Annotated in this window: 9 protein-coding genes; 4 read left to right on the forward strand and 5 right to left on the reverse strand. The window is 39.8% G+C overall.

Going from position 1 to position 12,317, the window contains the following annotated elements:
• Positions 1-29: 29 nt before the first annotated feature.
• Positions 30-359: a four-helix bundle copper-binding protein gene (locus tag R3E32_18810; GenBank protein ID MEZ4886786.1), complete on the forward strand. Its 330-nt coding sequence runs from the start codon at positions 30-32 to the stop codon at positions 357-359.
• Between the two features lie 158 nt (positions 360-517).
• Here R3E32_18810 and R3E32_18815 read toward each other — a convergent pair whose 3' ends face one another.
• Together R3E32_18815 and R3E32_18820 are read right to left on the reverse strand one after the other, a co-directional pair.
• Positions 518-1,225 (reverse strand): outer membrane beta-barrel protein, encoded by a 708-nt coding sequence (locus R3E32_18815; GenBank protein ID MEZ4886787.1) that lies wholly within the window; start codon positions 1,223-1,225, stop codon positions 518-520.
• A gap of 37 nt (positions 1,226-1,262) precedes the next feature.
• A complete protein-coding gene (locus R3E32_18820; protein MEZ4886788.1) occupies positions 1,263-5,120 on the reverse strand; it encodes a T9SS type A sorting domain-containing protein in 3,858 nt (1,285 codons plus the stop codon).
• A 367-nt stretch (positions 5,121-5,487) separates the two neighbouring features.
• Here R3E32_18820 and tatC point away from each other — a divergent pair, with 367 nt between their 5' ends.
• The gene (tatC, locus tag R3E32_18825) at positions 5,488-6,318 is read left to right on the forward strand and encodes a twin-arginine translocase subunit TatC (GenBank protein ID MEZ4886789.1); all 831 of its coding nucleotides are present in this window, start codon (positions 5,488-5,490) and stop codon (positions 6,316-6,318) included.
• 69 nt (positions 6,319-6,387) lie between these two features.
• Positions 6,388-6,771 carry a RidA family protein gene (locus R3E32_18830; GenBank protein ID MEZ4886790.1) on the forward strand — a complete coding sequence of 128 codons (384 nt, stop codon included), beginning with the start codon at positions 6,388-6,390 and terminating at the stop codon, positions 6,769-6,771.
• 1 nt (position 6,772) lies between these two features.
• Here R3E32_18830 and R3E32_18835 read toward each other — a convergent pair whose 3' ends face one another.
• The 3 genes from R3E32_18835 to R3E32_18845 all read right to left on the reverse strand — a co-directional run bounded on the left by R3E32_18835 (position 6,773) and on the right by R3E32_18845 (position 9,750).
• A complete protein-coding gene (locus R3E32_18835; GenBank protein MEZ4886791.1) occupies positions 6,773-7,357 on the reverse strand; it encodes a TIGR00730 family Rossman fold protein in 585 nt (194 codons plus the stop codon).
• 190 nt (positions 7,358-7,547) lie between these two features.
• Complete coding sequence (locus R3E32_18840; protein MEZ4886792.1) at positions 7,548-8,639, reverse strand: mannose-1-phosphate guanylyltransferase; 1,092 nt, start codon at positions 8,637-8,639, stop codon at positions 7,548-7,550.
• Between the two features lie 136 nt (positions 8,640-8,775).
• Entirely contained in the window at positions 8,776-9,750 is a 975-nt protein-coding gene (locus tag R3E32_18845; protein ID MEZ4886793.1) for a KpsF/GutQ family sugar-phosphate isomerase, read from the reverse strand.
• A 261-nt stretch (positions 9,751-10,011) separates the two neighbouring features.
• On the opposite strand from R3E32_18845, the gene recQ reads away from it, so the two are divergent.
• Positions 10,012-12,222 (forward strand): DNA helicase RecQ, encoded by a 2,211-nt coding sequence (recQ, locus tag R3E32_18850; GenBank protein ID MEZ4886794.1) that lies wholly within the window; start codon positions 10,012-10,014, stop codon positions 12,220-12,222.
• Positions 12,223-12,317: the final 95 nt, after the last annotated feature.

The following is a 12,317-nucleotide window of genomic DNA, read 5'->3' on the forward strand; positions in this document are numbered from 1 at the left end:
TCTTGAACCTTATAAAACAGCTAAAGACCATGAATAACCAAGAATTATCCAGAAAATTGGCGGATTGTATTGCCGCTTGTGAAAACTGTGCTACTCAGTGCTTGAATGAAGAGAACATACAGATGCATGTGAAATGTATCAAAACCGATCGTGACTGTGCAGATATTTGTGCTTTGACCTTAAAGCTGGTCAATCGCAATTCTCATCAACTAAATGAAATATTGAAAGTTTGTATAGTGACCTGTATTGCTTGTGAGCAGGAATGTCGTAAACATGATAGAGGACATTGTCAGAAATGTGCGGATGCGTGTCATACTTGCCATCAAGCTTGTGAAGAATATCTATCTGTTGCAGCTTAAGGATTGCTAATAAAGTAAATTCTGTTTTACAACATGGCTCAACTTCTTTCAACGTTTAGTACTGGACTGGATAGAGTTTGAATGTTGACTTTTAAAAAAAGGAGCGTATTTTTTAATACGCTCCTTTTTTTTTAAATCACTTCAATTTCATTGATTTTCTATCCTCCAATATTGTAGCTAATGCCGATATCCACTCCACCTGTTACCGCTCGTCCATCAGGTCTGTCTGATAGCCAATGATTGTTTTGGTCTTTGTTTTCTACATCTCCTAAAGAACCATCAAAGCGGAAGGAAGTGTTGAGAAACAAATTTTCGGCAATAGTGAAACGCGCTCCAATGCTCATCACTGCGCCAATATAACTTTGCTCATACAAGTCTTTCAGCGTATAACCATTGAAGGATTCTGCAATATCATTGACGGTTGATTCCGCAGATGTCAAGAAAGCAAGTTGAGGACCAATGGTGAACAAAAAGGCTGTTCCTGCATCAGGATTAGAGTTGAATTTCAATAATAAAGGGATTTTTAAGTAGGTTAAATCCACGACTCTATCTGTACCTATCCAACTACTCGGTAAAGCCGAACCAAATGCACCACTTCCATCTGAATCATAGTCCTGACCTTGTTTAGAAATGATAAGACCTGTTTGTAAGCCTATTGTATTACTGAAATTGAAACCCACTTTTGCTCCATACGCAAACGAATATTTTGGCACATAATCCAAGCGTGCGCCTTGATCTGAGTCGTCTTTATTGAAGACCCAAACTGATTGTGGCATCACAAATACGCCTAATTCAATTCCTGCCTGACTAAATGCAGGTAAACTCATTAACAATGCAAAAAATGCAAATACTGTATTTTTAATCATAGACATAGTTATTGATTTTTTAAGTTATATACTATGGTTATTCTTTCACAAATTTTTGTGTTTGAACAGCTTCTCCATCAGAAATACGCACGAAGTAAACACCCATTGGATAGCTACCGACGTTTACCTCCGCATGATTGATTCCTTCTTTGCTCTCTGTTGTTTGACGGATTAACTGCTGCCCTGTAATGTTGTAAACACTTATCTCAACGGTTCGTTCTGTATTTATCGTAAAGTTGATGTTCAATCTGTTTTTAGCAGGATTTGGATAAACTTCAATCAATTCAAAGCCTCTTTCTCCTCTTTGAAGAGAAATCGTATAGGAAGTTGTACTGAGTCCATTCAAATCGGTTTGACGCAGGCGGTAATAGCTAACCCCTTGCAGTGCAGTTCGATCCAAGAAATCATACGACTGCAAATCAAAGCTGTCTCCTTGACTGTTTATTGTAGCAATCGCTTCAAAAGCTTTTCCATCAATCGAACGCTCCAAAGTGAAATAATCATTGTCTGTTTCGGAGGCTGTTACCCATTGCAGCAAGTTCCCTTCTCCCAAAACCTCACCTTCAAAGGATAGAAGTTCGATAGGGTTTTTAGTACATACAAAAGGATCCCCCACTACATCTGCATTACAAAAACCATCCGTTACGTGAAGTTCAAATACATCACCGTCATTCAGCATAAAATTGAATGAACCCCCTACATTTTCTATTACCCCATTGAAGGTGCCATTCTCGAATAAGTAAAAACCCTCTGCTGCAAAGGCTGGATAACCACCAAATACTTGCCCCGCTAACATTCCATCACCAGTAGTCTCGTCACAAGAAATCTCCAGTACCAGTTCAATCGGCTCTAAAAATACCACAGGTGTACCCGCTGCTGCCAAAGTACATTCATTGTCCGAATCAGGAATACCATCGCTGTCATTGTCTGGCCCAGCTACTGATGAAATGTAATAGACCGTATTGGTGAGGATATTCATGCCCGAAGTTGCAGTAAAAACACCTGCATCCGTATTGACTGCCAACACATTGCCCAACTCCGATGCTGCATTGTCGTGCAATACATAAATCAATACGTCTGCCTCACCCAAGTTAAAGCCTGTGCTGTTGAAGTTCGTTGCATCACCATCACAAATAGGGTGCGTTTTATCCAATTGAGGCATCGTTCCTGGATTGGCAAAACAAGGCAAAGGACAAGGGGAAGTACCCTGCACAATTTCAATCAGCGTGCCGTCAGAAGCTTCAAAAGAGAAAGGTTGTCCACAAGGAATTGGGTCGCTGACAAATGTATTGCCATCCACAGGATTACCGTCAATAGTATAGTCGCCACTGCCACCAGACATTGTAATCGTCACTGTATAACTCAAGCCATCTGCTGCCACTGTAATATCAAAATCCACAACAAATGGGTCGCCTACACAAGAAGGATGATCGGCAGGTAAAACCGTTACAACAATAGGTGTTGCAACTATCTCAGCACACAGTTGGTTGTTATCAATCAAGTCCAATAAGTCTGTAAAAATACCATTCAAAATCACCTCATTGATTTTCAATTCATCCTCTTCTAAGAAATTGATGGCGTAAAATTGAAGTGTACCAACTGGTAAAACCTGAACTACATTGTCTTCAATGAAGGCAGAAATGGTCAAATCACTTGGAAGCACCCCTAAAAACTGTGTATTGAAGCCCGTGCTAGTATTGTCACCTTCTACTTGAAAAGTTAGTGCTTCTCCAAAACAAATTGTCACATCTGTTGGAGGATTCACCACTGTCCCCACATTTGCTTCACACACAAAACACGCATCATCGGTAGTCGGCAAAAAGGTGACAGTCGTTCCTTCAGCTTCAATCATTCCACAAAAACTGCCATTGTCAATTAAGGCCTGCAAGTCATTGACGGAAGCCCCTGCTGCAATTTGTGCAATGATATTGGTCTGTGCTGTTTCCACAAAATTGAAGGAGTAGAGTGTGTAAGTGCCTGCTGCAAAACAAAAATCTCCTACCGAAGCGGTATCAATAATAGCTGTTGTGTTATCGCCTTGCGTCACCAATAAAAGTGTTTTGAAACCTTCATTTTGATTGTCACCTGCTACACTCACTGCAATGCACTCGCCCTCACATATAGTGCTGATGGACACCGAAGAATTGCCAGCACTGGGGTCGCAAGCCACACAATCGGGATTGTCAGCAGGTAATACCGTAATAGACAAAGGCGTAGCTACCATAGCTGCACAAATTTCGTCAGAAGTCACAAACACTGCAATGTCTGCTCCTGCATTGATGGCATCTGTCAAGGCAACTCTATCTCCCACAGATACATTGACTACAAAAATGGTAAAATCGCCTCCGCTAAGGCCCAAAAGTAGAGGGTCAAAAACGATGGCGGGAACATTTGAAGGGAAAAAACCGCCGAAAGTAAGGTTGCCATTTTGCTCATAGTACCACACATTCGCAAAACCGCTGCCTGTATTTGCACCGTTTATCGTAATAGTCAAACTTTCACCCGTCACCGCACAAACGGTTGTGTTTTCTGCTGAAATAGAAGTAATTGCAGCTTCACAACAATCTGGAGATCCGTCAAAAAGTACGGTAATCGTTGTGCCTACTTCCTGTATAGCCGCACAAACATTGAGTCCATTCAGTTCTTCAATTGTCGTTGCACCATTGACTGCATCCGTATCTCCGTTGTCAAAATTAATCGCATAAATTGTATAAGTGCCTGGTGCTAAATTTATATCTCCTGGAGCTACAATGTTTACAATTATACCCATTTCGTTTACCACCACAAAACCAGAAGTAAAGCCATTCGTTGAAGCCCCCGTAAGGGTGAAATTGAAGCTCGTGCCTTCGCAAGTTGTGGTTTCTCCTGCAAAGTTGACCGTACCAAAATTGGCATCACAAGGCGGTGCGGTTTCGGTGATTTCCATGCAGAACTGACCTGACTCATTGTTAAAGCCATCCACCATGATGAGGTAAGTTGTACCTTCAATGGTTGGAAATTCGGTGATGCTTGACAGCAAATTGCCTCCACCAATGTCGTCATTACAAGCCACTTGTGTCAAACCATTGCAGCCGCCCGTGTAAATCGCCATTTGACTATCCGAAATCAAAGCATTTGCAGCTGCACAAGCATTGACGCTAATGGTGTATTCTCCGCCTGTTCCTTCAAAACTGAACCAGACAGTATTTGCGGTATTGTTATCCAAAAAGCAATTAGGTACTTCCAATTCGCCTTCTCTCGTTGCACAAACATTGGAGTAAACGCTATCGGCTAGGGTTGGAAAGACAACTGTTCCTGCTTGTAGTGTCAATGATATTGCGTCTATACATTCGTCATTGGCTTCAAAAGCATCGCAATCGCTATCGCATTGAGTAGGATTGTCTTCTGGCACTAAAAAGGTGATACAAGGGTAATCCAAACCGACTGCAATGCCTGTGCAATCGTCTTCAATGGCCAAACCACTGGTATCGCCGTCAATAATGGGTACTAAGCAAACAGTTATTTCCGATTCGCCAGGACTCGGTAAGTTGGCAAAACTAAAGTCTGCTTCTCCTCCTCCAATGATGACATTTCCATCGGGATCTCGCAATACTACAGGGCGTTTGCAGGGATCACTATCAGGATTCATGGTGGTAGGTTGACAATCATAGACTGCCCATATAATGCCAGGGTTGGGTTGTCCGATACCTGGCTGAAAATTTAGATTGGGAAGGGTTACTGTTTGGTTGATACAAACGGTTGCATTGTCACCAATGGTAATGGTGCCATCAGGTGTGTCAATCGTAAAATTAGAGAAATCTATCGTACATTCCTGTGCCATGATTGCATTGCAGCTAAGGAATAAAAAGAGGGACAAGATAAATCTAAGGACAGCATAAGTAGATTTTGGCTTCATGAATGTAATTTTTAAACTAATAAATAGTTACTTTGCAGAGATAATGATAAGTGCTGAATGATGCGAAAGATCATTCTTTAACCTATAACGATAAAAGGAATTGAAACGAATAGCATTTGTAAGAAAAAAAATACTTTTTATTGCTTTTCGCTACTAAATTTCATTCTTGGTGTTTAGTCGACTATATGATTTTTTTCAATAACAAAAGTAGTTATTTTTAGTGTCTATCAGACGATTTAACAAATCCAAAACACAGTTTCGTTGTTCATTTCTTATCGTTCCTAAAAAGATGCAAGTTACTAATGTTTTTATGAAAATAAAGTGCAGGGTTTACTTTACTATGACCGTTTTAACAATATAGCATTATATGAGCAAACAAGCAGAAATGTCTTTTATCGAACACTTGGAAGAACTGCGGTGGCATATTGCACGCTCATTGGTGGCAATTTGTGTTTTTGCTGTTCTCGCATTTCTTGCCAAAAGTTTCATTTTTGACACCTTACTATTTGGCCCCAAAGAGGCTTGGTTTCCTACTTATTCAGCACTTTGCAAGGCTTCACACTACTTTGGCATGGGAGAAAGTTTGTGTTTTTCTCCACAGCCTTTCAAGATTATTGTAGTAGAACCCATGGCGCAGTTTTTATCCCATATCAAGGTGTCAATAGTCTTGGGACTGATTCTTGGTTTTCCCTATATTTTTTATGAGATGTGGAAATTTATTGCGCCAGCTTTGTACGACAATGAAAAAAAATATACCAGAGGAATTGTATTCATTAGTTCGCTCTTGTTTTTGATAGGTGTTGGGTTTGGTTATTTTGTGTTGTGTCCTTTTTCGCTTAACTTTTTTGCGAGTTATTCGGTGAGCGAGGAGGTTACCAATACTTGGGGATTAACGGATTATGTTTCATTGATAGCTACTTTGGTTTTGGCAGCGGGGGTAATGTTTGAATTGCCGATGGTCGTGTATTTTCTCTCCAAAGTCGGTATTGCTACGCCCGAAAGTATGCGTGAATACCGCAAACACGCTTTTGTAGCTATTTTGCTTTTGTCCGCCATCATTACCCCGCCGGATGTGGTTTCGCAATTGTTGGTCGGATTGCCTGTCTATATGCTCTATGAAATGAGCATTTTTATTTCGGCTAGTGTTCAGAAAAAGGAAATAGCCTTGGAAAAAGCGGAGGAGGCGAAATTGAAGTAAAACATTGAATAGTGGTTGCTAAATTTATTGACGGATTATTGGTTTCTCAAAACTTTAGTTATCAAGTAAATGAAACGACAAAATATATCTTCTAATACGAAATGGGAAAGCATAGTTGGTTATTCGAGAGCTGTAAGAGTCGGCAACATCATTGAAGTGGCTGGCACGACTGCTTTGGACGGCGAAACGGTGATTGCTCCAAAAGATGCGTACGAACAAACCAAATTCATTTTTCAGAAAATAGAAACTGCCCTAAAAGAAGCCGGAGCGGGGCTTCAAGATGTGGTTCGTACTCGAATGTTTGTGACGGATATTGGGTATTCGGAGGGGGTCGGACGAGCGCACAGTGAATTCTTCCATGACATTCGTCCTACTGCTACGATGTTAGAAATCTCGAAATTGGTGGATGAAAATTTAGTAGTAGAGATTGAAGTTACTGCGATTGTTCAGTAATTTAAGTCCTTGTCCTATCCAACCATTTTTCTTGCTCTGCAATGGGTTGATAATTGAGCAATTGCTTCAATAAAACATCAGGCTTGGGAGAAGCATGCAACATTTCATAGTTACTTTTGCTCAAAAATCGCTCTTGTACCATGTTTTCAAAGAAAGCCAATAAGTGGTCATAATATCCTCCCACATTCAAGATGCCAAAGGGTTTGGGATGCAAACCCAATTGTCCCCAAGTGAAAATCTCGAAAAACTCCTCCATCGTTCCGATTCCGCCAGGCATGGTGATAAAAGCATCCGATAAGTCTGCCATCAACTCCTTACGCTGGTGCATGGTTTTGACCAGTTTCATTTCGGTCAAACCTGTATGGCCTACTTCTTTATCCATCAAAAAATGAGGAATTACCCCAATTGCCTCTCCTCCTTTTTCAAGCACTGCATCTGCAATGATGCCCATTAAACCCACATTGCCGCCCCCAAAAATGAGGCGGATATTGTTTTCAACTAATAAATATCCAAATTGCTTGGCTGCCTCTATATATTCAGGCTTAGTTCCTGCATTGGAGCCACAAAAAACACATATACTTTTCAAAATCAATAATTTTAGAAATGAATTCTTTTAGTTTACCAAAGATTTTGGCGGTAGTAGCCTTTCAAGTTTATTCCAAAAAAGTCGAAGAATTCTGAAGATTCAGGCATTTTCTTAAAAAAAACTTCAAAAGTCTTCACCATAAAATCTATTACCCATAACTGTTCATCTTCCTGCGTCAAATATTCACCGTTTACAAATACAGTGTTCCTTTTGTGTCTTTAATATCCGCATTGATTTGTTTGATTTTTTGCTCATCCTTCATCTTACAAATCATCAATACATCTTCCGTATCTACTACACATAAGCCTTTCACTCCCTGCAATACCACCATTTTCTGATTAGGAGCCATCACCACACAATTTTGGGTATCATATAGCATTACATTCTCGCCCTCTACGGCATTGCCGAAGTAATCCTTGTCGTGATTTTCCCAAAGCGAAGTCCACGTTCCTAAGTCATTCCAACCAAAACTTGAAGGCAAAACATACACATTTTCAGCGTGTTCCATAACGGCATAGTCAATCGAAATGTTTTTGCAGAGAGAATAGGTTTTATGGACAAAATCCGTTTCTTTGTCTGTATTGTAAACCGCCTCTTTTACTCCGACTTCAAACAATTCATTGATCTCAGATGCATAATTTCGGAAAGAAGCAATGATATGCTGTACATGCCAAATAAAAATACCTGAATTCCACAAAAAATCTCCACTCTTCAAAAATGCCTCTGCAAGCTCCAGATTTGGTTTTTCGGTAAATGTTTTCACTTTATACAGTTCGTCAACTTGCTTATCTTCATCGTATTGAATATAGCCATAACCCGTATCAGGGCGGTGTGGCTTGATCCCCAAAGTCACCAAAGCATCTTTATTGGCTGCAAAATTTAGTGCCTTGTGAATATGCGCTGCAAAAGCATCTGCTTCAAGAATCAAATGATCCGAAGGTGCTACAATAAAAGTCGCATTGGGATTGATGGCAGCCAATTTATAGGCAATATAGGCGACACAAGGCCCAGTGTTTCTTCGAGCAGGTTCTGCCACTATTTGAAAATCTTGAATAGTAGGCAGTTGTTTTTTCATTTCCTCCACATACATTTCACCTGTAATAATGTAGATATGGTCTTCAGGAACAATTTTGGCAAATCGCTCATAGGTCATTTGAATGAGGGTTTTTCCTGTTCCCAAAATATCCAAAAACTGTTTAGGACGGTGTACTCGACTTTGAGGCCAAAAACGACTGCCGATACCACCAGCCATGATTGCCACATAAAAATTATTGTTATCCATTGGAATTGTTTGTTTTAGAAGATAAGTGAGTTGAAAAAAATAATTTATATGCTAAAAAATACGCACTTAATAGGTTCAACTCAAAACAAGTTAGATTTGTTTAAACTCGTACAAATATGATACCTTAGTCTGTTTTCTAAACCAGTCCTTCTCGAATTAAATCGTGGATATGTACAATACCCACATACTGACCTGCTTCAACAACTACCAATTGTGTGATTTTGTGTTGTTTCATTCGTTCCATTGCTTCGACTGCCATTGCTTCTTTTTCAATCGTTTTCGGATGCAGCGTCATAATGTCTTGAGCCGTGAGTTCACCAAGCGAGGTATATTTTTGAAGTGTGCGCCGCAAGTCACCATCTGTAATTACCCCCATCAATACGTCTTGTTCATTTACAACAGCAGTTGCACCCAACATTTTTGAGCTGATTTCGATGATAACGGATTTAATATCTGCCGTATGAAGCACTTTTGGAGGAGTATTTTGGGCATATACATCCGATACACGCAGATAAAGTTGTTTTCCCAAAGCTCCACCTGGATGAAATCGGGCAAAATCTTCGGTGCTAAAACCCCTCAACTCCAAAATACAAACCGCCAGAGCATCTCCCATTGCCATTTGGGCAGCGGTGCTAGCCGTTGGAGCGAGGTTATGAGGACAGGCTTCTTGTTGGACTGTTGTATTAATAGCAAAATCGACCTGTTGGGCAAGGTAAGACTGCATATTTCCTACCAAAGCAATCAAAATACTACCCACGTTTTTAAGCAAAGGAATCAGCACTTTAATCTCGGCAGTTTCGCCACTTTTGGAGAGGCAAATCACCACATCCCCTTTTCGGATCATTCCCAAATCACCGTGGATGGCATCTGCTGCATGCATAAACAAAGCAGGCGTACCAGTCGAATTGAAGGTAGCCACTATTTTTTGGGCAACAATTGCACTCTTTCCGACACCTGTAAAAACAACTCTTCCCTCGGTGGCTAAAATGGTTTGAACGCTCTGGTAAAAATTTTCTTCAACAAAACCCTTCAATGTTTCGATGGCTTGCGCCTCAATTTCAAGGGTGCGTATAGCAATTCTGTTAATTTTTTCGTTAAGTAACTTATTCAATGAGGTGATTTTTTGCTTTACAATAAAATATTCGTAAATTTAAGAAAACTATAAACAGTACCCATTTTTTAGTTTTTAAAAGCAATACAAGTCCGCAAAGTTTTGCCAAAGAACAAAGTCTCTATACCGTTGTTTGGCTTATCTGCACTTCAAATGATTTTATGAGTTATTTGGATGATTGCAGTTTTTGCAGTAATTTCACTTTTTGTTTTGAACAGAAAACACATTAATTAAAGAATTAAATTATTCAATTGCCCAACTATGGAAGCAGTAGTAGTAGCAGACAGATTGCAGCAGGCATTATCAGAGTATTTTGGCTTCGACTCATTCAAAGACAACCAAGAATACATTATTCAAAATATTTTAGATGGCAGAGACACGTTGGTTATTATGCCTACAGGTGGAGGAAAGTCTCTTTGTTATCAACTACCTGCCATTATGAGTGAAGGAACAGCCCTTATCATCTCTCCGTTGATTGCTTTGATGAAAAATCAGGTAGATATGATGCGAGGTTATAGTAGTATAGACAGCATCGCACACTTTATGAACTCTTCTCTCAGTAGAAGCCAACTCAAAAAAGTGAAGGAAGATCTACTAAATGGGGATACTAAAATGTTGTATGTAGCTCCCGAAACCCTTACCAAAGAGGATACCATTGCTTTTTTCAAGCAAATAAAAATATCTTTTGTAGCAGTGGACGAAGCGCATTGTATCTCGGAATGGGGTCATGATTTCAGGCCTGAGTACCGTCGTATTCGTGAAATGGTGGATGCCATTGATAGTAGTGTACCTATTGTAGCCTTAACAGCTACCGCTACTCCAAAGGTTCGAACGGACATCATGAAAAACCTTCGATTGAAAGAACCATACACTTATATTGCTTCTTTTAATCGTGACAATTTGTATTATGAGGTACGTCCTAAAGGAAAAAAAGAGGAAGTTCTAAGACAAATCATCCAATTTATCAAAAGTGATGATCCCAAATCAGGCATCATCTACTGCCTGAATCGAAAAACGACTGAAGAAATTGCAGAAAGCTTAATCGCCAATGGTATCAAAGCAGGTGCCTACCATGCAGGTTTAGACTCTGCTACACGCTCCGAAAGACAAGACCAATTTTTGCAGGAAGACATTCATGTGATTGTTGCAACGATTGCTTTTGGAATGGGTATTGATAAGCCCGATGTCCGTTTTGTGATTCACTTCAACATGCCCAAAAGCCTTGAAAACTACTACCAAGAAACAGGTCGTGCAGGTAGAGATGATATGGAGGGACAATGCATTGGTTTCTTCAATTATGCAGACATGACCAAATTGGAGAAATTCATGCGGGACAAACCCGTGGCAGAACGGGAAATTGGAGGCCAACATTTATCTGAAGTCATTGGTTATGCCGAATCAGCAGGTTGCCGCCGACAATATCTTTTGCATTATTTTGGTGAGGAATACAACACAGAAGAGTGTAAGGGAATGTGCGACAATTGCCGAAATCCAAAAGAGAAGCATGAAGTCAAAGACTTGATGAAACTCATGCTCAATGCTACTTCTGAGCTGCAAGAAAATTATCCAAGTAAATACATCATTGACTTTCTGATGGGCAGCAAAGCACAAGAACTCATCAACTTCAAACATGACGAACTTCCGAGCTTCAATAAAGGAAAAGACCATGATCAAACATTTTGGAATTCGGTCATTACCCAAGCATTGCTCAACAACTTGCTGCGAAAAGACATCGAAAATTATGGTTTGCTCAAAATAACAGAAAAGGGACACAATTTTATTAAAAAACCTTTTTCTATCAAAATAGCGGTCAATCACAATTATGAGAATGTCAATTCAATGATATCTGAAAACGATTCTCATAATACTACAAGTGTTCTTGACCCTGTGCTTATCAAAATGCTGAAAGACCTTCGTAAGAAAGTTGCCAAGCAAAAAGGCATTCCTACCTATGTCATTTTTCAAGACCGTTCACTCGAAGAAATGGCAACGTATTATCCCATCAAGAAAGAGGAACTGGAAAACATCACAGGCGTAAGTCGTGGGAAAGCTGCTAAATATGGTCGAGAGTTTTTGAAACTGATTGACAAATATGTAGAAGAAAACGAAATTGAACGTGCCAATGATTTTGTGGTCAAAACAACGGGCAGTAAATCGAAGGATAAAATCTACATCATCCAAAACATTGACAAGCGGATTCCATTAGATGCAATTGCAGATCACTTGAATCTCAATATGGAGGACTTGCTCATTGAAATCGAAAAAATGGTGGATGCAGGAACTAAATTAGACCTGAAATACCATATCAACAATATTCTGGATGAAGGACAACAAGAAGAATTGTTTGATTATTTCATGGAAACAGAAAACCCTTCCATCAAGGATGCCATGACCGAACTAGACGATGATGAATATACCGAAGAAGATATTCGGTTGATGTACATACAATTCATGGCGAAAATGGCACACTAATATCTGCCTTTTCCATTTCTAAATCTACGATACTAGCAAAAGGTAGTTGAAGATATCAACCTTCAACTACCTTTTTTTGTTAGCTCTACAATAGA

The organism is Chitinophagales bacterium (genome assembly GCA_041392475.1).
In the GTDB taxonomy this organism is placed as follows: domain Bacteria; phylum Bacteroidota; class Bacteroidia; order Chitinophagales; family UBA2359; genus JAUHXA01.

Bases quoted from the DNA above. Each gene is read 5' to 3' on its own strand.
- R3E32_18810 (MEZ4886786.1), top strand. From the start codon at position 30: ATGAATAACCAAGAATTATCCAGAAAATTGGCGGATTGTATTGCCGCT.
- R3E32_18815 (MEZ4886787.1), bottom strand. From the start codon at position 1,225: ATGATTAAAAATACAGTATTTGCATTTTTTGCATTGTTAATGAGTTTA.
- R3E32_18820 (MEZ4886788.1), bottom strand. From the start codon at position 5,120: ATGAAGCCAAAATCTACTTATGCTGTCCTTAGATTTATCTTGTCCCTC.
- tatC (MEZ4886789.1), top strand. From the start codon at position 5,488: ATGAGCAAACAAGCAGAAATGTCTTTTATCGAACACTTGGAAGAACTG.
- R3E32_18830 (MEZ4886790.1), top strand. From the start codon at position 6,388: ATGAAACGACAAAATATATCTTCTAATACGAAATGGGAAAGCATAGTT.
- R3E32_18840 (MEZ4886792.1), bottom strand. From the start codon at position 8,639: ATGGATAACAATAATTTTTATGTGGCAATCATGGCTGGTGGTATCGGC.
- recQ (MEZ4886794.1), top strand. From the start codon at position 10,012: ATGGAAGCAGTAGTAGTAGCAGACAGATTGCAGCAGGCATTATCAGAG.